This window comes from Pseudomonas sp. FW300-N1A1, from assembly GCF_058789115.1.
Genome location: NZ_JBYTBK010000022.1, coordinates 54,943 through 77,072, shown reverse-complemented (window position 1 = coordinate 77,072; position 22,130 = coordinate 54,943). Strand labels below are relative to the sequence as shown.

The 22,130-nt window shown below is 61.7% G+C and carries 15 protein-coding genes; 11 read left to right on the top strand and 4 right to left on the bottom strand.

Translation table 11 applies throughout. From position 1 onward, the window contains the following. The first annotated feature begins 479 nt into the window (after positions 1-479). The 3 genes from nirB to AC3WQN_RS16170 all read left to right on the top strand — a co-directional run bounded on the left by nirB (position 480) and on the right by AC3WQN_RS16170 (position 3,952). Positions 480-3,041, top strand: a complete 2,562-nt coding sequence (gene nirB, locus AC3WQN_RS16180) for a nitrite reductase large subunit NirB (protein ID WP_103399951.1) — start codon at positions 480-482, stop codon at positions 3,039-3,041. Then, the gene (gene nirD / locus AC3WQN_RS16175; RefSeq protein ID WP_095083309.1) at positions 3,038-3,424 is read left to right on the top strand and encodes a nitrite reductase small subunit NirD; all 387 of its coding nucleotides are present in this window, start codon (positions 3,038-3,040) and stop codon (positions 3,422-3,424) included. Before nirB ends, nirD begins: the two co-directional genes overlap by 4 nt. 87 nt (positions 3,425-3,511) lie before the next feature. Beyond that, positions 3,512-3,952 (top strand): CBS domain-containing protein, encoded by a 441-nt coding sequence (locus AC3WQN_RS16170; RefSeq protein WP_103399952.1) that lies wholly within the window; start codon positions 3,512-3,514, stop codon positions 3,950-3,952. A gap of 17 nt (positions 3,953-3,969) precedes the next feature. Here the strand turns inward: AC3WQN_RS16170 and AC3WQN_RS16165 are convergent, their stop codons facing one another. Then, positions 3,970-6,159 carry a TonB-dependent siderophore receptor gene (locus tag AC3WQN_RS16165; protein WP_103399953.1) on the bottom strand — a complete coding sequence of 730 codons (2,190 nt, stop codon included), beginning with the start codon at positions 6,157-6,159 and terminating at the stop codon, positions 3,970-3,972. A gap of 639 nt (positions 6,160-6,798) precedes the next feature. Here AC3WQN_RS16165 and AC3WQN_RS16160 point away from each other — a divergent pair. The 8 genes from AC3WQN_RS16160 (at position 6,799) to AC3WQN_RS16125 (ending at position 18,837) form a co-directional block, all read left to right on the top strand. Further along, on the top strand, positions 6,799-10,926 hold the full coding sequence (locus AC3WQN_RS16160) for a DUF1592 domain-containing protein (protein ID WP_103399954.1): 4,128 nt from the start codon (positions 6,799-6,801) through the stop codon (positions 10,924-10,926). A gap of 2 nt (positions 10,927-10,928) precedes the next feature. Beyond that, on the top strand, positions 10,929-12,299 hold the full coding sequence (locus AC3WQN_RS16155; protein WP_103399955.1) for a DUF1552 domain-containing protein: 1,371 nt from the start codon (positions 10,929-10,931) through the stop codon (positions 12,297-12,299). Positions 12,300-12,636: 337 nt separating this feature from the next. Beyond that, on the top strand, positions 12,637-13,413 hold the full coding sequence (locus AC3WQN_RS16150; protein ID WP_103399956.1) for an ABC transporter ATP-binding protein: 777 nt from the start codon (positions 12,637-12,639) through the stop codon (positions 13,411-13,413). Next, complete coding sequence (locus AC3WQN_RS16145; protein ID WP_103399957.1) at positions 13,410-14,132, top strand: ABC transporter ATP-binding protein; 723 nt, start codon at positions 13,410-13,412, stop codon at positions 14,130-14,132. Before AC3WQN_RS16150 ends, AC3WQN_RS16145 begins: the two co-directional genes overlap by 4 nt. 110 nt (positions 14,133-14,242) lie before the next feature. Further along, entirely contained in the window at positions 14,243-15,457 is a 1,215-nt protein-coding gene (locus AC3WQN_RS16140; RefSeq protein ID WP_095083320.1) for an ABC transporter substrate-binding protein, read from the top strand. A 72-nt stretch (positions 15,458-15,529) separates the two neighbouring features. Next, positions 15,530-16,417 (top strand): branched-chain amino acid ABC transporter permease, encoded by an 888-nt coding sequence (locus AC3WQN_RS16135; protein ID WP_095146368.1) that lies wholly within the window; start codon positions 15,530-15,532, stop codon positions 16,415-16,417. Between the two features lie 2 nt (positions 16,418-16,419). Next, complete coding sequence (locus AC3WQN_RS16130; protein WP_103399958.1) at positions 16,420-17,424, top strand: branched-chain amino acid ABC transporter permease; 1,005 nt, start codon at positions 16,420-16,422, stop codon at positions 17,422-17,424. 198 nt (positions 17,425-17,622) lie between these two features. Then, on the top strand, positions 17,623-18,837 hold the full coding sequence (locus tag AC3WQN_RS16125; protein ID WP_256587263.1) for an OprD family porin: 1,215 nt from the start codon (positions 17,623-17,625) through the stop codon (positions 18,835-18,837). Between the two features lie 51 nt (positions 18,838-18,888). Here AC3WQN_RS16125 and AC3WQN_RS16120 read toward each other — a convergent pair whose 3' ends face one another. The 3 genes from AC3WQN_RS16120 to AC3WQN_RS16110 are packed head-to-tail and all read right to left on the bottom strand — an operon-like array spanning position 18,889 to position 22,100. Further along, positions 18,889-20,361: an aldehyde dehydrogenase family protein gene (locus AC3WQN_RS16120; RefSeq protein ID WP_103399960.1), complete on the bottom strand. Its 1,473-nt coding sequence runs from the start codon at positions 20,359-20,361 to the stop codon at positions 18,889-18,891. Then, on the bottom strand, positions 20,354-21,181 hold the full coding sequence (locus tag AC3WQN_RS16115; RefSeq protein WP_103399961.1) for an ABC transporter permease: 828 nt from the start codon (positions 21,179-21,181) through the stop codon (positions 20,354-20,356). Before AC3WQN_RS16115 ends, AC3WQN_RS16120 begins: the two co-directional genes overlap by 8 nt. Position 21,182: 1 nt before the next feature. Further along, positions 21,183-22,100 carry an ABC transporter permease gene (locus AC3WQN_RS16110; protein WP_103399962.1) on the bottom strand — a complete coding sequence of 306 codons (918 nt, stop codon included), beginning with the start codon at positions 22,098-22,100 and terminating at the stop codon, positions 21,183-21,185. Positions 22,101-22,130: the final 30 nt, after the last annotated feature.

Sequence of the window (22,130 nt, the reverse complement as noted above, 5' to 3'; positions counted from 1 at the left end):
CACGCAGCATCAGCAGGCGGTGCAGGTATGCACCCTTATAAAGCTCGACTCTGGCGCGCTGCACTACGCCAAGGCAAGACAGGTGGTTTACCGGTGCGGCGTTCACGGCCTGAAGACCCCTGAACGCCGAGGTCATTGCCGATAGCCAATGACCTCGAAAGCGCCGTCGCACCTGCTTTAACCGCACGGATACAGGGGGGGCACAGCCCCCGAACAGAGCCCCGTCAACACCCTCCGTCACGGTCTGGCACATTCACTGCATAGCCTCGATCAACAGCCACGGATGATGCAGTCCAGTGGCCCGCCCAGCCGGTCAACGACGATCGGTCGGCCCTTGCGGTCGTGGGCGCTATCGGTGGGTCCGGCACAGAGGTTGGATCAAACACCGCAAAAGAACAGGCAAAGACGCCTGGAACCGCAAGGTTTCAGGCGTTTTTTTTGCTTTTTGATCCGTGATTGATTTTGCCCAGGTGCTACTTATGAACGCCAAGGTTGCCGAGTTGAACAAGCTGCAAACGCTGATCGTGATTGGCAATGGCATGGTCGGACATCATTGTGTCGAACAGCTGATCGAGCGGGGAGCCCTTGAGCGCTACCGGCTGCACGTCTTCAGTGAAGAACCGATGCGGGCCTACGACCGCGTGCACCTTTCCGAATACTTCACCGGTCGGGATGCCGAGTCCCTGGCGCTGTCCGAGGCGTCTCTTTACCAGACGCCGGGTGTGACCTTGCATCTGGGGGTGCCGGTCCTTGCGATCGACCGCGAGCGCCGCCAAGTGATGACCGCGCAAGGCAGCGTTGCTTACGACACCTTGATCCTGGCCACCGGTTCGTACCCCTTTGTGCCGCCTGTCGAAGGCGCCGAGGGCGATTCGCGCCTGGTGTACCGCACCCTCGAAGACCTCGACGCGATCCGCGCCGCCGCCAACGCCCGCCGCGGTGTGGTGGTCGGCGGTGGCCTGCTTGGCCTGGAAGCGGCCAACGCCCTGAAAAGCCTGGGCCTGGAAGCCCATGTGGTGGAGTTCGCCCCGCGCCTGATGCCGGTGCAACTGGACGAACTGGGCGGCCTTGCGCTCAAGGCGCAAATCGAGCGGCTGGGTGTCGGTGTGCATGTGTCGCGCGGAACGCAGTCGATCAGCCCGGGCGAGCACTACCGTTACCGGATGAATTTCGCCAACGACGAGTTCCTCGAAACCGACCTGATCGTGTTCTCGGCCGGTATCCGGGCCCAGGATGCGCTGGCCCGCCAATGCGGGTTGGAGGTCGGGCCGCGCGGTGGCGTGGTGATTGATGACCAGTGCTTGAGCCGCGATGCGAACATTTACGCCATTGGCGAGTGTGCTTCCTGGAATGGCAGTCTGTTCGGCCTGGTCGCACCGGGCTACCAGATGGCGCGCAGCGTCGCGGCCCGTTTGTGCGGCGAGGCCGCCGAGCCGTTCCTGGGCGCGGACATGTCGACCAAGCTCAAGTTGCTGGGCGTCGATGTCGGCTCCATCGGCGATGCGCACGCCCATACGCCGGGCGCGCGCAGCTACCAGTTCATCGACGAGGCGACGGCCAGCTACCGGCGCCTGGTGGTGGACGCCACCGGCAAGCAGGTGCTGGGCGCGGTGCTGGTCGGCGACAACAGCTATTACGACACCCTGCTGCAATACATGCAGAACGGCATTGTCTTGCCGTCCGAGCCGGCCAGCCTGATCCTGCCATCGTTCACCGGGGCGCCGACCCTGGGCCCGGCGGCGCTGCCTGAGTCGGCCACGGTCTGCTCGTGCCATAACGTCACCAAGGGCGCCATCTGCTCGGCCATCGACGGTGGTTGCGCGGACCTCGGTGTGCTCAAGGCGCAGACCAAGGCCTGCACCGGCTGTGGCGGCTGTGCCGGTTTGCTCAAGCAAGTCTTCGAGCATGAGCTGGTCGCGCGGGGTGTGAGTGTCGACAAGAGCCTGTGCGAGCACTTTGCCTATACCCGTCAGGAACTCTATGCGCTGGTGCGGGTAGAAGGGGTGATCAGCTTCGAAGAGCTGTTGGCCAGGCATGGTCGTGGCCACACCGGTTGCGATGTGTGCAAGCCGGCAGTCGGCTCGATCCTCGCATCGTGCTGGAACCAGCCAATCATGGACGCCTCGCTGGTGCCGTTGCAGGACACCAACGACACCTTCATGGCCAACATGCAGAAGAACGGCACTTACTCGGTGGTGCCGCGCATTCCCGGTGGCGAGATCACCGCCGACAAGCTGATCGTGATCGGCCAGGTGGCGAAGAAATACGACCTCTACACCAAGATCACCGGCGGCCAGCGCATCGACCTGTTCGGCGCCCAGTTGCATGAGTTGCCGCAGATCTGGGCCGAGCTGATCGAGGCCGGTTTCGAAACCGGGCACGCCTACGGCAAATCGACCCGCACGGTGAAGTCCTGTGTCGGCAGTACCTGGTGCCGTTATGGCGTGCAGGACAGCGTGCACATGGCCCTGACCCTCGAGGACCGCTACAAGGGCCTGCGCTCGCCCCACAAGCTCAAGTTCGCGGTGTCCGGCTGCACCCGCGAATGTGCCGAAGCCCAGAGCAAGGACGTGGGCGTGATCGCCACCGAGAAGGGCTGGAACCTGTATGTGTGTGGCAATGGCGGCATGCGGCCGCGCCATGCCGAACTGTTCGCCACCGACCTCGACGATGCCACGCTGATCCGTTACATCGACCGCTTCCTGATGTTCTACATCCGTACCGCCGACAAACTGCAGCGCACCTCGGTCTGGCGCGAAAGCCTGGAAGGCGGCCTGGACTACCTCAAGGACGTGATCGTCAACGACAGCCTGGGGCTGGGTGCGGAGCTCGAATCGCAGATGCAGTCGGTGGTCGACCGCTATGAATGCGAATGGGCCAACGCCCTCCAGGACCCGGAAAAGCTCAAGCGCTTCCGGACCTTCGTCAACGACCGGCGTCCCGATCCGGACATCCATTTTGTCCAGGAACGCGGGCAGCGGCGCCCGATCATGGCGGCCGAACTCAACCTTATCCCTGTCACCGAGGAGCTTGTCCGATGAGCCAGTCCACGACCCAGCGCAGTGCTTGTTTTTCAACTCCGGACAACGCCCGGGCCTGGCAAAGGGTGTGTGCCCAGCAGGACCTGGTGAACAACTCGGGCATCGTCGTCTGGCTCGACGGCGCCCAGGTGGCCGTGTTCTACCTGCCGGCCGCCGAGGGGCGGACCCTCTACGCCATCGACAATCATGACCCGCAATCGGGCGCGAATGTCGTTGGCCGTGGGTTGGTGGGCTGTATCAAGGGTGAGCTGGTGGTGGCATCGCCGATCTACAAGCAGCATTTCCGCCTGGAGGACGGACGCTGCCTGGAGTACCCGCAACAACGCCTGCGGGTCTGGCCGGTACGGCTCAACGCCGGCGTGGTGGAGGTCGGGGTGGCCTGACGACGCGACATTCGATTGATCAATCATCCACGGCACCGGGTCTCATCCCCTGAGGTCCGGTGCCCGCCAACGCCAGCGGAGACCCGCATGAAAACAGCCGCACAGTTGCTCAAGTTGAAGGTCGTGCAAAACTGGCAGGTACACAGCATCGCGCCGGATGAAATGGTGCTGGAAGCCCTGAAGATGATGGCCGAGAAAAATGTGGGAGCGCTGCCGGTCATCGAGGGCGGGGTGGTGGTGGGCGTGGTCAGCGAGCGCGACTATGCACGCAAGGTGGTCTTGCAGGGACGCTCTTCGGTGGGCACGCCGGTCAGGGCCATCATGAGCTCACCGGTGGTCACGGCCGACAGTCAGCAGAGTATCGAGCGCTGCATGGCGGTCATGACCGACAGTCACTTGCGCCATCTGCCGGTGGTGGAGGGTGACCGCTTGATCGGTCTGTTGTCGATTGGTGATCTGGTTAAAGAAGCCATCGTTGAACAGGCCGATCTGATCAGGCAGCTGGAGCACTACATTCGCGGGCATTGACGTCGCCCGTGCCGGGGTCAGAAGTTGATCGAGGCACTCAGGCGGGCGGTCAGTGGCGCGCCCTGGAACAGGTAGTTGTCGCCCATGTATTCCCCGGCGTCACGCCAGTAGCGCTGGTCGAACAGGTTGTCGACGGTCAGGCGGAACACGGTGTCATAGCCGTCGATGCGGGTGCTGTAGCGGCTGCCGATGTTGAAGATCGCGTAGGCGTCGGCTTCTGCCTGGCCTTGCGGGTCGGCGTACTTGCCAGCGCTGTACTGCACCCCGCCGAGCAGGGCCAGGCCGTCGACCCAGGGCAGGGCGTAGTCACCGTAGAGGCTGGCGCGCAGTGTCGGCACATTGATCGTCTGATGATCTTCATAGGCAGGGGTATCGCTGCCGGTGACCCGGGAGCGGATTGCCGCGACGCTGGCGGTCACTTGCAGGCGTTCGCTGGCCCAGCCATTGGCCGAGAGTTCGAGGCCGGTGTTCTTCTGTTCGCCCTGTTGGGTGAAGGTGAACGAGCCGTCGTCATTGGGCCGGGAATACTGATAGGCCTGGCGGATCTGGAACAGTGCCGCGGCCAGGCTGATGCGCTGCCAGTCGTACTTGACCCCGGCTTCGATTTGCCGTGAAACAGTGGGCGCGAGGGTTTCAAAGGCATTGCTGGCAAACCACGGCGCTTCGCCGCCCAGGGACAGGCCCTTGCTGTAGCGGGTGTACAGCGCCAGGTTGTGCACGGGCTTGTAGATCAATGCGGCCTGGGGCAGGAACTCATAGCGCCGGGTGTGCCGGGTGGTGTTGCCCAGATTATCGAAGGCCTCCTCATCCAGGCGCACCTCGCGCCCGCCGAGCACGGTCTGCCAGTGCTCGTTGAAGCTGATCCGGTCATTGAAAAACAGCCCGTACTGGCGACTGTCCAGGCGTCGCTGACTGTCGTTGAGCGGCCCCTGGTAAGGGGCAAAATCCTCAGGTTCGCTGTCGATGTTGGCGCTGCCGATCATCTGGTTGATGGGGTCGCGCTTATCCACCACGCGGCGGAACGCGCTGGAGCCCAGGGTGAGTTCGTGGCCCAGGCCGCCGGTATCGAAGCGTCCGCTGAGCGCTGCCTGCACCTCATCGTTGCGCCGGGTATCGTCCGGGCTGCGGAAGTCGTAGAGATCGTAGTCGCCTTGCGGGCTGAAGTAGTTGGGCACGGCCACGCCAGCGCAACTGGCCGCGCCGTAGCAACCCCAGGAGAACGAACTGTAGTCATCGATCACTACCTGGCTGCGCGAGGCGCTGAGGTTGCCTGTCCAGGTGTCGCTGAAGCGGTACTCGAAGTTGCCGTTGAGGTTCAGCGCGTCCGTGGTCACCGGTTTTGAACCGCTCTGGTGGGCCAGCAACTGTTTCGGCGAGGCGTCGTGCGGCAGGCTTGTGCCACCGAGCAATTGATAACCCGGTGCCGAGCGCTGTTCCCTGGTCTGGTACTCCAGGTCCAGTTGCAACAGCGCGGCGTCGCTGATGTTCCAGTCGAAGGCCAGGGAGGCGAAGTCGCGCTGCCCGTTGGTGTGTTCGACATAGGAGTGGATGTCTTCATGGGCCAGGTTGGCCCGCAGTCCGAACTGTCGTTCGCTGCCGAACCAGCCGCCGACGTCGGTGGCCAGGTAACCGCTGCCGCGGTCGTCGGTGGAGACCGTCACCGAGCGTACGTCGGTCGGCCGCTTGGTCACGTAGTTGATCAGCCCGCCGGGCTCGGAAACGCCGCTCTGCAGGCCGGAAAGGCCCTTGAGCAATTCCACCTGTTGCTTGTTTTCCAGGCCGACGTTCTGCTCGCCGGTAATGGTGCGGCCGTTGATCCTGTAGCTGCTGGCCGAGTTCAATGAGAAGCCGCGCACCATGAAGTTCTCGTAGTAACCGACCGGCGCATAGCTTTCCCCCACCGAGGCGTCGTTCCTCAGTACTTCGCTGAGCAGGCGTGCCTGTTGATCCTTGATCAAGGCGTCGTTGAACACCGCAATCGACGCCGGGGTATCGAGCAAGGACGCCGCCTCGATGCCCGCGACCGAGGCGCTGTCGACCTGGTAGCCGGAACCGTCTTCGCCCGTCACGTTGACCGCTGGCAGTTCGGTAGCGGCGGCCCTGGCCTCGGGCACGGCACTGGCCAGTAGCAGGCCGAGGGTCAGCAGATTGAGTGCCAGGCGCGGGGCGGACTCTCCTTCGTGGAAAGTCCGGTAAAGCACATCCATGAAAACTCCTGAACGATGGCTGACCCGGGCAGGCGTACACCGGGACCGGTGCTCGCGTGCGCTGCAGGCCAGCGTCGTGCTGTTAAGACAGGACACACCCTGAAGGTGTCAGGCCGCAAAGGCCTCGGTGGTGATCGGCAGGTTTGAATCCGCGATCCGTTGCATTAGCGCGCCATCATACAAGAGGACGAACCGCGCTTGATGATTGTGAGTGTCAGGGGCTCGGTGGTTGCAGTGACGTTAGCCTCGGGCGCGAACTCAACACGTCCTCGCGACGTCAGGCGAGTCCGTGAACCGTCAGGTGAAGGGGGGACCTGTCAACTCTGACAGTAGACGCGCCTTCTCGTTTGGATATTTCATGACGGCACTTGCAATGCTTGCGTCAACGATTGGCAGCCGCACTACTGGTAACGGGTTGCGTTGCAAGAACGAGTGTCTATCTGTTCCTGTTTCTATGGCGTTGATGCCATGTCGTGGTCATGCAGTGGAACCGTATTGGCAGACATTTCACTAGAAACGCCGGATTGGCTCGCCTCTTTAGTGGTCAGTTGCTCCGGGTCAGGCGGTTCACCGCGCCTTGCTCACCTGGCAGGATACCCGCGGTCTTGAAGCGCTTGGCTGACCAATGAGGCTTGCGTCATGGATACGTTTGTCGGTGTGCGTCGTGTGCTGTGGGTCATGTGTCTGGTGGCGCTCGGCGTGATCATCGCGCTGGTGGTTTTCTCCAGCACATCCGAATCATCTCCTGTTGTGCTTCAGTCATGCACGGCACCTGCCTATGAGAAGGGCACGGTCTATCAACAGGGGCAGCAGGTTCAGCATCAAGATCAGCAATTCGAGTGCTGGAAAGATGAGGATAACCCGCCGCTGGGGCCAGGCAGTTGGGCGTGGTGTCAACAGCCCGCCTATGAGCCTTTGCTCCAGGGTGGGCCATGGAAGGACGCCTGGAAGGAGCTCGGTGAATGCGGTGGTTTCGAAGGCAATCGCCTGACCCTGAGTTTCGCCACCCTGAGTGGCAAGGCGCCCTTGAAACCGGCGGTGCCCGGTGTTGCGCGTGCCGATGAGGTGGTCACCGGCGTCTTACGCTGCAAGGCCGAGGAGATTCCGATCAGTGCCAAGGCCAGTGAAACGATCCATCTCGATAACTTGAAAGCCTGCGACTATCAACTGGTGATGAATGTCGCTGACGGTTTTGTCCCGTTGAATACGCCACGCATTGTCTCCTTCCAGCAAGCAGAGGGTGACGAGCAAGCGGTGACGGTGAAGTACCGGCCACCGGTGGAGGTCGGCAAGCTCAGCGGCTTGCCCGGGGTCAAGATTGAGCTGTTCGCCCAGGGACTGATCCAGCCTCGGCAAATGGCCATGGGCAAGAACGTGCTGTATGTCGGTTCCAGCGCCATTCCATCCTATGTCTATGACGGCAAGATTGCCGACATGATTTATGCGTTGCCACTGGATGGGGCGGGTAAACCGACGGCCATCCATGTGATTGCCAGCAGCCTGGAAGAGCCCCATGGCGTGGCCTGGCGTGACGGTGACCTGTATTACTCGACCACGGGCGGGCTGTATCGCTTGCGCGATGCCGATAACCATTACAAGGACCCCAAGCCGGAACGGGTCTTCAACTTCCCGGCCGACGACAAGCTGTTTCCCCTGCCGCCCCTGGCCTCCGGCTCCAACACCCGCATCTGGCACATGAAACACCCCTTGCGCTTCAACCCGCTGGACCCGTCGGACAAGTGGCTGTACACGGCGGTCGGTGTTCCTTGCAACTTGTGCATGATTCCCGCCGATCAGCGCTACGGGACGCTGTTGCGTTATTCCCTGGAAACCGGTGAATCACAAGTTCTGGCCAAGGGTGTGCGCAATTCGGTGGGGTTCGACTGGAACCCGCAAAACGGAACACTCTGGTTCAGCGACAACAATCGCCAGGGTTTCCCCAACCCCGATGAAGTCAACTGGATCAGTGGCCCCGGCTTGCATTTCGGTGTGCCTTACCTGTTTGGCAAGGGCACACCCGGGTTCACCCAGGAGGAGTACCAGAACCCGGGAGTGATCCAGCCACCATTGGTGCCTGGTGCCATTGTCTCCGACAAGTCCCCGGCCCAGGTCAATCCGACGGATTACGTGCCAGCCGCCTTTGAGCTGGGGACCAATACCGCGCCGCTCGGCGTCAGGTTCTGGAAGGGCTATCCGACTGCCAATGGTACCCAGCGTTTGCTGGTGGCGTTGCACGGTGCCGGTTCAGCCGCCAGCCCGGGAATGGATGTGCAGATGCTGACGATCCAGGGCGGAACGCGGGTGGTCAATCAGATCCCGCTGATCAACGGGTTTGTGCAGGACCCCGATCGTTTCGATGTGTACTGCCTGGATAACTCCTGTATTGGTCGGCCCGCAGAATTCCTTGAGTTGGCCGATGGCAGCCTGCTGATCAGCGACGACGTCGCCGGGGTGATTTATCGCGTGCGCTACGATGCCAGCGAGTTGCCGCAAACGCAGTTGGCGCTGCAGCCCATGCTGCCGCCGCCGGGGTTTGAAAAAGAAATGATCAGCGGCTACCTGACATCCCCCGATGGCAATCGCCGGCTGGTTCAGCTGTCATGGAGCCCCGAGGACAATGAAGCTGGGATAGTCCTCAACGGGCTGCCCTATGGCGACTATCAACTCAGGCTCAATGATGTAAGAGACTGGATTCCCCAGGTGCGTAACACGGCCTTCACCCTGTCTGAAACCAACAAGGTTCAGACGATCAACCTGCGTTACCGTGAGCGGCCGATAAAACTCGAGGTCAAGGTGACGATCCGCGCGCCGGGCAAGCCTGCGTCGGTGAGCGATGCGCAGTGGCATTTCAGCCTGGTCAGCGAGGCACAGAGTGGCGCAGAACCCCAGGTGATCCAGGTGCCTTGGGGTGGCAGCGCCACGCAGGTGCTGGACTATGGCAAGTACAAGTTCATCTACCCGTTTTACGCGAAGGCAAAGCCTGAGCCGGAACTGGAACAGGTGGTGATAGATGAGTCCAGCGAGGACAGGCAATTGCCAGCGGTCGCGTACCGTCCTGTCGAGAACCTGGGGGCGACGGTGCTGGCCCAGTCCTGCACCAAATGTCACGCGGTCGAATATTTCGACAGCTTGCGCATGGCCCTGGCCTGGAGCGTGGCGGGGCAGGACGCGCTGGTCAAACAGATCAAAAGCATGCCGGTGTCCGGGCATTGCGACACCACCTGCGCCACCGAAATCAGCAAGCACCTGTTTAACGTCGTGTGGAAACCTTATCTGGATCCGTCCGAATCCCACGGGGTGCGGCAGCTACGCTTGCTGACCCCGGACGAATACGCTGCCAGCGTCAGGGACATCCTGATGGTTGAGATCAATCCCGAGAAGCTACCCGCCGACAAGTCGGAGAAAGACTTCAAGTACCCCGGTGAGGCGGACAAGGGCATTCTGCAGGCAGAAGACGTCAAGCAGTTCTATGACATGGCGTTGTGGGTGGCTGACAAGGTGCCGGCGTCGCGGTTGCGCGTTCTGGCGCAATCGAAGGTCGGGTCCGATCTGGTGACGTCACTGGGGTTTCACCTGTTCCGCCGTCCTGTCAGTGATGCCGAGCGTCTACGCTACCAGGCGATGTTCGACGAGCAGGGCGCGCCGGCACTGATCGCCGCGCTGCTGTTGTCACCTCATTTCCTCTATCGCTCGGAGTTGGGGTTGGCGACGACAGAGGGGGGCAGTGTGTTCAAGCTGACACCGTTCGAGTTGGCGACTGCGCTGTCCTATGGCTTTCTGGGCACCACTCCGGACGCCGAACTGTTGGCCAAGGCCCAGCGCAACGAACTGCAGACCCCACAACAAATCTCGGCAGAGATCGAGCGCATGATGCGCACGGACAAGGGCATCGAGCAGTTCAACCGGTTTGTCAGCTACTACGCCAAGACCATTCGTGGCGTTCAGGAAAAACCGGGGCTGAGCGCGCAGATGATTCAACTGATGGTGCAGGAACAGTATCTGCTGTCGCGCAACCTGATGTTGAACGCAGGCACTTTCGAGGAGTTGCTTAACCCGACCTACACCTACCTCAACCAGGCTTTGGCCGCCCACTACGGTATCAGTGGGGTCACGGGCGATAGTTTGAAAAAGGTAGCCGTAGACGAGAAGCGAGGAGGCTTGTTGCACCTGGGCCTTACTCAGGCGGCTACTTCGGACTACCAGAGCACATCGTTGGTCAAGCGCGGCATCATGATTCGCGAGCAGATGTTTTGCCGTGAGTTCGGCGCCCCGGTGGAGGCGGACCCTACTGAGCCGGTGTATCCACCCCGTGCGATCACTACTCGAGAGTTCTGGGACTCGTCCAACGGCGAACAGGCCTCAGGTGGACGTTGCTGGCGGTGTCACCAGTACATGAATGACACCGGGTCTTCGATGGAGCACTACGACGCGGCGGGACGCTATCGCCTCGAGGAAAAAGCCTACAACTTTAACCAGTACCCGCAGATGGTGCCGATCAAGGCTTCTGGTCCCTTCATCATGGCGACCGGTACCGAGCCGATCAATGACGTTCGTGATATCGCCAAAATCATCCCGCACAACCCGGCCTCGCAGTTCTGCATGGCTGATAGTTACTTCCGCTTTGTCTTCGGCAACAAGTCTGACGTGTCGACGTCCGGGACGGTGAAGGCGGTTGCCGACGGCTTGAAGACCTCGGGTTCCCTGGCAGAGATGCTGAAAACATTGGGCACGTCCAAAGCGTTTGTCTACAAAGCCGAGAGGAACTGATCATGGGCATTCTGAAAAGTCGTCGGCGTTTTCTCGCGGGCCTGGCGGCGGCCAGTGTCTTTGGCCCCTTGACCCCATTCGGCCTGGCACGCATGGCGCTGGCGGGGCAAAGCCAGCAAGCAAAGTTGAAGGTTGTGTTCGTAGTGGTTCCCGATGGCCTGGCTGTGGACTCCTATACCAGCTACGGTTTTGGTGATGGTCTCGGGTTGTGGTACCCGCAGGCACAAAACAGCGATACCACAGCGTTTACCTTGAATGAGGTCAGTGCTGAGCTGGCAGCCTATCGTCACCAATCACTCTACTTGCGCGGGCTTATCCTGGGGCCGGAAGCGGCCAATGTTGGCCATACGGGCTGGAACTATGTGTTGCGTGACAGTGAGGCGAGCCAGTCGTCGATCGACATACTGCTGGGCCAGGCGCTGCCGGGAACTGAGCCGTCTCACCGCAGTCTGTTCGCGGGACCCCATGCTGGTGTCGACGGTACGCCCTGGTTCGTGTCATTTCAGGGCGGGGCGATCCGAACGCCTTATCGCGATCCGGTGCTGATGGCAGAGGCGCTATTCAAGGAGACCGGTCGAGTGTCACCTGATCAGCGCACCAAGAGCAGTGCGCTGCTGGAAACCGCCCTGGCGGATATCCAGGAAATCAAAGGCAAGCTATCCGGTGCCGAGCGACAGAAACTCGATACCCATCTGGATTCAGTGGAGCAGGTGATCAAGGACCTTGAGCTGACCCAGCCACCGGTGGGCGAATGCAAGCCATTGACCCTGGAACCACTGGACTATCGGTCAGCGAAGGACCGCACACGGATCCAGGCCAACCATCATCAGGTGGTGGCGACGGCGTTGAGTTGCGGAATTACTCGGGTTGCGACGGTTCAGATCGGACGTTCGGCGGAATCGCTGAATATCCTCGACGTTGGCCCTTCCAATAATCCTCACGAGTGCGCTCATCGACTCCACCAGAAAGACTTATGGAAAGGAACCCGCCAGTGGTATGTCCAGCGGGTCAAATTGTTGATGGACGAACTGGCCCGCTATCAGGATCCCCACGTGCCTGGCGACAGTCTGCTTCAACATACCCTCGTCGTGCTCACCAGTGAAATGGCGGATGGCGCGCCGGAGCACATGATCGACATGCCCATGGTGCTCATGGGCGGCGCGAGTGGACTGCTCAAAAGCGGAGAGGGTGCCGGGCGCTATCTTGATGTTACGTCGCAGGCCGATCGCAAGCACCACACGGGCAATCCGGTCATAGGTCAGCATATGGTCGGTATGCAGCGTATATGGTCAACCATTGCCAAAGCCGCCGGAACCAGTGTGCCCTATGGCGGCAATATCGAATCGGTCAGTGGAATTTTCACCAATGTCTGAGTGTCTCCCAACGCCCCGTTCCTGATCACCACACTGGTTGGGCGCGCGAGGCATCAGGGCCTGTCTTGTTTGACCGGATGCGTCCCCAAGGCCGCGAAACGAGTGGTATGAGCGGGCATGAATCGACGTTTTTCGCCCAAGGAAAACGCCCGTGATGCCTGTGCTTGAGGGCTCGACGAAAGTCAGTAAAGATCTTGAAACATTTGGACACATGTTGATTCTGTTGTCTTTGTAGGACTTTTGTATATTTCGTAACGCTTACGTAAACGTAAACGTGGAAGCAAGTGTGTCAGCAGCGCCATAACCAATAAGAACAATCAAGGTTAGAGGGCTCCACATGTCACCAGAGTTTGTGTTGGAAACGCGCGGCCTGACCAAGGAGTTTCGCGGCTTTACCGCCGTGGATTCGGTTGATCTGCGTGTGCAGAAGGGACACATCCACGCATTGATCGGACCGAACGGCGCCGGAAAAACGACGGTTTTCAATCTGCTCACCAAGTTTCTCCCCCCCACCCGAGGCGAAATCCTCTACCTGGGCAAGCCCATTACCCACCTCAAACCCAACGAGATTGCCGGCCTGGGGCTGGTGCGTTCATTCCAGATCTCTGCGGTGTTCGGCCACATGAGCGTGATGGAAAACGTGCGCGTAGCGCTGCAACGCAAGCAGGGCGACTCTTTCCACTTCTGGAAGTCCGAGCGCAGTCTCGACGCACTCAACGAACGGGCCATGCAGATGCTGGATCAGGTGGGCCTGCTCGACTACGCCCACACCCAGACCATCGAACTGCCCTACGGCCGTAAACGTGCACTGGAACTGGCCACCACCCTGGCGCTGGATCCTGGCGTGCTGCTGCTCGACGAACCGACCCAGGGCATGGGGCACGAGGATGTGAACATGGTCATTGAACTGGTGCGCCGCGCGGCAGTGGGGCGCACGGTGCTGATGGTGGAGCACAACCTCAGTGTGGTCAGTGAGCTGTCCGACCGCATTACCGTGCTGGCCCGTGGTGCGATTCTCGCCGAAGGTGACTACGCCAGTGTTTCCGCCAACCCTCAGGTGCGCGAGGCCTACCTGGGCAGCGAAGCCGCCGTGCTCGAGGAGGCACACGCATGAGCAGCCTGCAGCCCCCGGAATTCGAACAACTGCGTATCGCAGACCTGCATGCCTTCTACGGCGAGTCCCACATCCTGCATGGTATCGACCTGCAAGTGCGGCGCGGCGAACTGGTCACGCTACTGGGACGCAACGGTTCAGGACGCTCAACGACGTTGCGCGCGATCATGAACATGGTGGGGCGCCGGACCGGTTCCATCGTGGTCAACGGCAACGAGACCATCGGTCTTTCCGCGCACCTGATCCCGCGCCTGGGCGTCGGCTATTGCCCGGAAGAGCGGGGCATTTTCGCCAGCCTCAACGTCGAGGAGAACCTGCTGCTGCCGCCGATGGTACGCAGTAACGGCATGAGTCTCGATGAGATCTACGAGATGTTCCCCAACCTGTACGAGCGACGTTTCAGCCAGGGCACGCGCCTGTCTGGCGGCGAGCAGCAGATGCTGGCCATGGCGCGGATCCTGCGTACTGGCGCCAATCTGTTGCTGTTGGACGAGATCACCGAGGGCCTGGCACCGGTGATCGTGCAGAAGCTCGCCGAGGTGTTGATCAAGCTCAAGAACAAGGGCCTGACCATCGTTCTGGTGGAGCAGAATTTCCGTTTCGCCGCGCCCTTGGCCGACCGTCATTACCTGATGGAACACGGCCAGATCGTGGAGCAAATCAGCGCCGCCGAACTGGGCGCCAAGCAGGATCTGCTGCACAGCTGTCTCGGCGTCTGAACCCCCGTTTTACCCCGCGCACTACGCATGTCGCCGTGGCCCACAGCCAGACGGCACGGGGCCGCTTTGCCTGGAACAATAAAAATAAACTCGGACAGTGGGTGAACTACATGAAGGTTTTTCAGCACACAGCAAGCGCCATCCTCGTCTCCAGCCTGATCGCCAGCGCGGCCCAGGCCGAGATCAGTAACGACGAAATCCGTATCGGTTACCTGGCGGACATGTCGGGGACCTACCGCGACCTGTCCGGCCCCGGTGGCCTGGAAGCGTTGAACATGGCCATCGAAGATTTCGGCGGCCAGGTCAATGGCAAGAAGATTGTCGTGTTCAGCGCCGATGACCTGAACAAGCCGGATGTCGGCGCCAACACCGTGCGCCAGTGGGTCGATGAGCGCAATGTCGACATGGTCACCGGCATGGTGGCGTCCTCGGTGGTGCTGGCGGCGAGCAAGGTGGTGGAGCAGTCCGGGAAACTGGCGCTGATTTCCGGCGCGGCGGCTTCGAGCCTGACCAATGAATACTGCTCACCCAACCACATCCACTGGACCTACGACTCCTATGCCCTGGCCAACGGCACCGCCAAGTCGGTGCTCGCCGACGGCGGCAAGAACTGGTTCATCCTCACCGCCGACTATGCCTTCGGTCACGCGATGGAAGCGGACATCAGCAAGGTCGTCGAAGCGGATGGCGGTAAGGTGGTCGGCAAGGTTCGGCACCCGTTCCCGAGCAGTGACTTCTCCTCCTACATCTTGCAGGCCCAGGGCTCGGGGGCGGATGTGATCGCCTTCGCCAATGCCGGTGCCGACACCGTCAACTCGTTGATGACCGCCAGCCAGTTCGGGGTGGCCCAGTCCGGGCAGAAACTGGCCGGCATGGTGGTGTTTCTCAACGATGTCCATGCCATGGGGCTGGGCGTGACCCAGGGGCTGATGCTGACCACGGGCTGGTACTGGGACATGAATGACGAGAGTCGCGCCTGGGCCCAGCGCTACCACCAGCGCTTCGGCAAGATGCCGGGCATGGTGCCGGCGGGTATCTATTCGGCCACCATGAACTACCTCAATGCGGTCAAGGCCACGGGCAGCGACGAGGCGCAGGCCGTGCGCACGCAGATGATGGCGACGCCGGTCAATGACATGTTCGCCAAGAACGGCAAGGTCCGCGCCGATGGCCGCATGGTCCATGACATGTACCTGGTCCAGGTCAAGACCCCGGCCGAATCCAAGGGCGAGTGGGACCTGTACAAGATTGTTCGCACCATCCCCGGGGACGAGGCCTACCGTCCGGTGTCTGAAAGCAAGTGCAAGCTGCTGACCAAAAGCTGATCGATGCGTGACTGAAGTTATTTGCCCGGCTGCTGGCAGCCGGGCGTCACGGACTTTTGCGAGTGGTAATTCATGACTCTGATATTCGGTATTCCCCTGAGCGTACTGTCCGGGCAGTTACTCCTGGGGCTGATCAACGGTGCGTTCTATGCCTTGCTCAGCCTGGGTCTGGCCATCATTTTCGGCCTGTTGCGGATCATCAACTTTGCCCACGGCGCCCAGTACATGCTCGGCGCTTTCACCGCGGTGCTCGGGCTCAACTACCTGGGCGTCAACTATTGGGTGGCGCTGGTGTTGGCACCGTTGCTGGTGGGCGTGATCGGCGTGTTGATCGAGCGCTTCCTGCTGCGGCGCATTGCGGGTGAGGATCACCTGTATGGCTTGCTGCTGACCTTCGGCCTGGCGCTGATCGTCGAAGGCTCGTTCGTCAAACTGTTCGGCGTGTCCGGGTCCCCCTATCCGATGCCGGAGCAACTCAAGGGCGGCTACAACCTCGGCTTCATGTTCCTGCCGACGTACCGCGCCTGGGTCATCGTGGCTGCGCTGGCGGTGTGCCTGGTCACCTGGTTCATGATCGAGCGCACCCGCCTGGGTTCCTATCTGCGCGCCGGTACCGAGAATCCGAAGCTGATGCAGGCCTTCGGCATCAACGTGCCGTTGCTCATCACCCTGACCTATGGCTATGGCGCCGCCCTGGCAGCCTTTGCCGGTGTGCTGGCCGCGCCGATCTATTCGGTCACGCCGACCATGGGCGCCAACCTGTTGATCGTGGTGTTCGCCGTGGTGGTGATCGGTGGCATGGGGTCGATCATGGGCGCCATTGTCACCGGCCTGGCCATGGGCCTGATCGAAGGGCTGACCAAGGTCTTTTATCCAGAAGCGGCCAATACCGTGGTGTTCCTGGTCATGGTGCTCGTGCTGCTGGTACGTCCCGTGGGACTGTTCGGAAAGGAGGCATGAAGATGACGAGTCTGCAAATCAAGCAGGGTGTTGTGCGCTTGCAACCGCAAGTGGTGCAGGAGCGGCGGCAGGCGGCTGTTCGGCGCAGGCGCTGGTTCTACCTGGCGTTGTTCGCCGTCGCGCTGGTGGCACCCATGGCGGTGTACCCGGTGTTCCTGATGAAGTTGCTGTGTTTTGCCCTGTTCGCCTGTGCCTTCAACCTGCTGCTGGGCTACGCCGGATTGCTGTCCTTTGGTCATGCCGCGTTTCTCGCGACCGGTGGCTATGTCACCGGGTTCCTGCTCAGCCACTACAGTGGCCTGGGGACTGAGCTGGGGATTCTCGCCGGCACCCTGGCCTCGGCGGTTCTGGGGCTATTGTTCGGTCTGTTGGCGATCCGTCGCCAGGGCATCTACTTCGCGATGATCACCCTGGCGCTGGCACAACTGGTGTTCTTCATCTTTGTACAGGCGCCGTTCACCGGTGGTGAGAACGGCCTGCACGGGGTGCCGCGCGGCCAGTTGTTCGGGGTGTTCGACCTGAGCAACAACCTGACGATGTACTACTTCGTGCTGGCGGTGTTCGTGTTCGGGTACGCCGTCATCCAGCGCACCATTCACTCGCCCTACGGCCAGGTACTCAAGGCGATCCGCGAGAACGAGCCACGGGCGATTTCCCTGGGCTACAACGTCGATGCCCACAAGCTGCTGGCGTTCGTGATTTCGGCGGCGCTGACCGGCCTTGCCGGTTCGACCAAGACCGTGGTGTTCCAGTTGGCGTCGTTGACGGACGCGCACTGGCACATGTCCGGCGAGGTGATTCTGATGACCCTGCTCGGAGGCGTCGGCACCGTCCTTGGCCCGCTGGTGGGCGCCACCGTGGTGGTCACCCTGCAAAGCTACTTGTCCAACGGGCCGTTGGGGGAGTGGGTGCATGTGATCCTGGGGATGATCTTCGTCATCTGCGTGCTGTTGTTCCGGGTCGGCATCGTCGGCTGGGTACTCAAGCTCAGTCGCCGCAATTTCTAGGGCCTGATTCGATTCCACCGTTGTCGTGAACCGCGCAGATCCAGGTCTGCGCCGGGCGGTGGGGTTTGTCTGCTTGCAACTAATGTCTGGAGCCCAGGGTGTTTGCCCGGGTGTGCTAACCCACAACAATAAAAAGAGAGTCTTATGCACGTCATACGTTCTGTCCGTATTGTTCAGTTGTCTGGTCTGGCCGGGGTCATGGGGGTGTGTGCTCCGGCTTCAGCCGCATTCCTGGATGACAGCAAGGCCAGTGTAGATACCCGAAACTTCTACATGAATCGGGACTTCCGCCAGTCAGGCGCCCCCCAAAGCAAGGGCGAGGAATGGGCGCAGGGTTTCATTCTGCGCTATGAGTCCGGTTTCACCGAAGGCCCCGTAGGGGTGGGCGTCGATGCCCTCGGACTGCTGGGGATCAAGCTCGATTCGAGCCCCGATCGCGCCGGTGTCACGGGGTTGCTGCCACAGGGTCCAACATCGAAAAGGGCACCGGACGACTACAGCGAACTGGGCTTGACCGGCAAGCTGCGGGTCTCCAAATCGACCCTCAAGCTGGGCACCCTGATTCCCAAGTTGCCGGTCTTGCAGCCCAACGACTCGCGCCTGCTGCCCCAGACGTTCCAGGGCGGCTTGTTGAACTCGATGGACTTGGAAAACTTCACGTTCAACGGCGGTCGCCTGACCCAGGTCAGCCAGCGCAACTCGTCAAACCGCGAAGACATGACGATCATGAAAGGGCCACGTCGCAACATCGTCACCGGGGCCAATGCCACCACCGACGAGTTCGACTTCATCGGTGGCGATTACAAATGGAACAGTGCGCTCACCACCGGCTATCACTATGCGAACCTGGACGGCCTGTACAAGCAGAACTACCTGACGCTGACCCACGTGTTGCCGGTGGTGGAGGGGCAGTCGCTGAAGTCCGACCTGCGCTGGGCCGATTCGACCGACGACGGTAACAGCAACGTCGACAACCGCATGCTCGGCGCCATGTTCACCTACTCGCTGGGGGCCCACGCCTTTGGCCTCACCTATCAGAAAATGAGCGGCGATACCGGGTTCGCCAACGTCAACGGCACTGACCCCTACCTGGTCAACCTGGTGCAGATCAACGATTTCGCCAATCAGGACGAGCGTTCCTGGCAAGCCCGTTACGATTTCAACTTTGCCGGCCTCGGCATTCCCGGCCTGACCTTCATGTCCCGTTACGTCAAGGGTGACCAGATCAACCTGGGCGCGGCGCCGGGCGATGGCAAGGAGTGGGAGCGCAACACCGACATCGGCTACGTGATCCAGAGTGGCCCGATGAAGAACCTGGGCTTGAAATGGCGTAATGCGACCTATCGCACCAGCTTTGCCAGCGACATCGACGAGAACCGTTTGATCGTCAGCTATAGCCTGCCACTCTGGTAAGCGCGAACAGGCCGGCCACCGTCGCCGTGGCCGGCCTGGAAGGCGGGCGGGTTATTTCAGGTACCAGCCCCACGGCTGGTCACTGATGTACTCGGTCACCTGCTTGACCTCCAGGTAGTTGTGCAACCCCCACTGGCCCAGTTCCCGGCCAATCCCGCTGTGTTTCATGCCGCCCCAGGGCGCTTCGACAAAGGTCGGCTGCGAGCAGTTGACCCAGACAATGCCGGCCCGCAGCTGGTTGGCGATGCGCGTGGCGCGCTGCGGGTCGGCGCTCATGACGGCGGCGGCGAGACCGAAGCGGCTGGCGTTGGCCATCTGCACGGCCTGGTCTTCAGTCTTGAAACGCTTGATGCACAGCACTGGGCCGAACACTTCTTCGCACCAGAGGATGCTGTTGTGCCCAGGCTCATCGAAGATCGCCGGCTCCACGAAATAACCCTGGGGCAGGTGGGCCGGACGGCGGCCACCGGTCAACAGTCGGGCGCCACTGGCCAGCCCCTGGTCGATGAACCCCAGCACCTTGTCGTACTGGCCTTGACTCACCAGCGGACCCAGCAGTACGCCGGGCTGCAGGCCCGGGCCGATGGTGATCTTGCGGGTTTCCTCCACCAGTCGTTCGATCAGTCGCGCGGCGATGCGCTCTTGCACCAGCAAGCGTGACGTGGCGCTGCACACCTGGCCCTGGTTCCAGAAGATCCCGAACAGAATCCATTCCACGGCCGCCTCGACATCGGCATCGTCGAACACGATGAACGCCGATTTCCCCCCCAGTTCCAGGCTGATGTTCTTGATGTCGCGGGCAGCCGCCGACATGATTTTCGCCCCGGTCGGCACACTGCCGGTAAAGGCCAGCTTGTCCACGCCGGGGTGTTCGGTCAGTGGGCTGCCAGCCTCGGCGCCAAGGCCGGTGACCAGGTTCAGCACGCCGGCGGGCAGGCCGATGCGATCAGCGGCGGCGGCCAGTTCCAGGGCGGTCAAGGGCGTCAGTTCGGACGGTTTCAACACCACCGTGGCACCGGCGGCCAGGGCCGGCGCGACCTTCCAGGCCGCCATCAACAGCGGGTAGTTCCAGGGGATGATCTGTCCCGCTACGCCAATCGGCTCGTGACGGATGCGGCACTGGAAGCGGGCATCCGGCAGGGCCAGCGGTTGGTCCTGGCGTTCGTCCAGCTCTCGGGCAAGACCGGCGTAGTAACGAAAGCAGCCGATCGCGTCGCCGATGTCCCATTGCGCTTCGGGCAGCGGTTTGCCGTTGTCCCGCACTTCCAGTTCGGCCAGTGCCGGCTGGCCACTTTCCAGTTCATCGGCCAGCGCCTCCAGCCACCGCGCGCGCTCAACGCCCGAGGTCTGGCCCCAGCCGTTGTCGAACGCGCGCCGGGCCGCCCGCACCGCGTGGTCGATGTCTTCCTCGGTGCCTGCCGCCACTTGATGAAAGGCCTGTCCGGTGGCCGGGTCGATGACCTCCAGGTAACCGCCCAGGTCCGGGCTGACCCATTCGCCGTTGATGTAGAGCTGATCATGCATGGTGAGACTCCTGGCCGCCGGCGCGACGGTTTTGCAGGTAACGGGAAGTGAACAGCAGGGCCAGCGAGACACAGATGATCACGGTCGAGACCGCGTTGATCTCCGGCGTCACGCCACGGCGGATCGAGGAAAAGATGTAGATTGGCAGGGTCGTTTCGGACCCGGCGACGAAGAAGGCGATGATGAAGTCATCGAAGCTGAAGGTGAATGCCAGCAGGAAACTGGCCATGATGGCCGGGCTGATCTGCGGCAGGGTCACCCGCCAGAAGGTGGCCATGGGCGGTGCGTACAGGTCGGCCGAGGCTTCCTGCAAGGCCTTGTCCAGGGAGTCGACACGGCTGCGCACGATGACCATCACCAGGGCCATGGTGAACAGCGAGTGGGCGGCGATCACGGTGAAAAAGCCCATGTTCAACCGGGGCACGTCCGGCAGCCAGCGGGCCAGCAGCGGGTTGATCAGGTCGAACAGGCTGATGAAGGCGATCAGCGTCGAGATGCCGATGACGATGCCGGGGATGATGATCGCGCAGTAGGTCAGGGCATCGAACAACAGCCGCACTTTGCGCCCGACCCGTTGCAGGCCGAACACCGCCAGGGTGCCGAACAGGGTGGCCAGCACCGCCGAACAGAAGGCAATGAACGCGCTGTGCCCCAGCGCCTCCATGATGAACGGGTTGCCGAAGGCGCGGCCGAACCATTGCACCGAGCAGCATTCGAAGGCCAGGCCACTGCGCCCGGCGTTGAAGCTGAACAGCACGATCAGGGCAATGGGGGCATAGAGGAACAGGTACAGCGAGGTGGAATAACTGCGCAGCCACATGTCACAGGCCTCCGTCTGCAGGGCGACCGCCGTAGCGCGCCACGATCTTCAAATACAGGCCGATGATCACCAGCATCATCGCCACCAGGGTCATCGCCAGCGCGCTGCCGAACGGCCAGTTACGCGATTGCAGGAACAGGTCGACCAGCGCATTGCCAACAAAGAACACCTTGCCGCCACCGAGAATGGCCGGGATCAGGAACTCGCCCATCAGCAGGATGAACACCAGCATCACCCCGGTGATGATCCCCGGCGCGGACAGCGGCAGGGTGATCCGCCGAAAGCTCTCGAAGGCACTGGCGCCGAGGTCGGCGGAGGCTTCGAGCAGGCGTTTGTCGAGTTTTTCCAGGCTGACGTAGATCGGGAAGACCATCAGCGGCAAGTAGCCGTAGACGATGCCGATCAGCACCGCCCACGGCGTGTTGATCAACCGCACGTCCTCAAGGCCCAGGCTGGCCAGCAGCGCCGGAATCCCCTTGCCGCTGAGGATGAAGATCCAGGCATAGGTGCGGATCAGGAAGCTGGTCCAGAACGGCACGATGACCAGTGTCAGCAACAGCGAGCGGTTCCGGCTGACCTTGACCGCCAGGAAGTACGCCAGCGGATAGGCCGCCACCAGGCACACCAGGGTGCCCAGCGGCGCCAGCAACAAGGTGTTGCCGAACGCCGCGGCCCGCGAGCCAAGGTTCAGGTAGTTGCCCAGGGTGAAGCCGCCGTCATAACCGCCGACGGCGCTGCGCTCACCGAAGCTGAACACCAGGATAATCACCAATGGCATCAGCAACAGCAGCAGGAACCACAGGGTCGAGGGCAACAGCATCAGCAGGGTGATCCGCCGACCGAGGCTGCGCCGTGGGCGAACCCCGGCGGACAGGGCATTGCCCGGCAGCACCGTCTGCGGGTGGGTGGCGGCATTCATGGGCGACTCCTCGTGGGCCATGGCAAAGCG

Bases quoted from the DNA above. Each gene is read 5' to 3' on its own strand.
- nirB (WP_103399951.1), top strand. From the start codon at position 480: ATGAACGCCAAGGTTGCCGAGTTGAACAAGCTGCAAACGCTGATCGTG.
- nirD (WP_095083309.1), top strand. From the start codon at position 3,038: ATGAGCCAGTCCACGACCCAGCGCAGTGCTTGTTTTTCAACTCCGGAC.
- AC3WQN_RS16170 (WP_103399952.1), top strand. From the start codon at position 3,512: ATGAAAACAGCCGCACAGTTGCTCAAGTTGAAGGTCGTGCAAAACTGG.
- AC3WQN_RS16165 (WP_103399953.1), bottom strand. From the start codon at position 6,159: ATGGATGTGCTTTACCGGACTTTCCACGAAGGAGAGTCCGCCCCGCGC.
- AC3WQN_RS16160 (WP_103399954.1), top strand. From the start codon at position 6,799: ATGGATACGTTTGTCGGTGTGCGTCGTGTGCTGTGGGTCATGTGTCTG.
- AC3WQN_RS16155 (WP_103399955.1), top strand. From the start codon at position 10,929: ATGGGCATTCTGAAAAGTCGTCGGCGTTTTCTCGCGGGCCTGGCGGCG.
- AC3WQN_RS16150 (WP_103399956.1), top strand. From the start codon at position 12,637: ATGTCACCAGAGTTTGTGTTGGAAACGCGCGGCCTGACCAAGGAGTTT.
- AC3WQN_RS16145 (WP_103399957.1), top strand. From the start codon at position 13,410: ATGAGCAGCCTGCAGCCCCCGGAATTCGAACAACTGCGTATCGCAGAC.
- AC3WQN_RS16140 (WP_095083320.1), top strand. From the start codon at position 14,243: ATGAAGGTTTTTCAGCACACAGCAAGCGCCATCCTCGTCTCCAGCCTG.
- AC3WQN_RS16135 (WP_095146368.1), top strand. From the start codon at position 15,530: ATGACTCTGATATTCGGTATTCCCCTGAGCGTACTGTCCGGGCAGTTA.
- AC3WQN_RS16130 (WP_103399958.1), top strand. From the start codon at position 16,420: ATGACGAGTCTGCAAATCAAGCAGGGTGTTGTGCGCTTGCAACCGCAA.
- AC3WQN_RS16125 (WP_256587263.1), top strand. From the start codon at position 17,623: ATGGGGGTGTGTGCTCCGGCTTCAGCCGCATTCCTGGATGACAGCAAG.
- AC3WQN_RS16120 (WP_103399960.1), bottom strand. From the start codon at position 20,361: ATGCATGATCAGCTCTACATCAACGGCGAATGGGTCAGCCCGGACCTG.
- AC3WQN_RS16115 (WP_103399961.1), bottom strand. From the start codon at position 21,181: ATGTGGCTGCGCAGTTATTCCACCTCGCTGTACCTGTTCCTCTATGCC.
- AC3WQN_RS16110 (WP_103399962.1), bottom strand. From the start codon at position 22,100: ATGAATGCCGCCACCCACCCGCAGACGGTGCTGCCGGGCAATGCCCTG.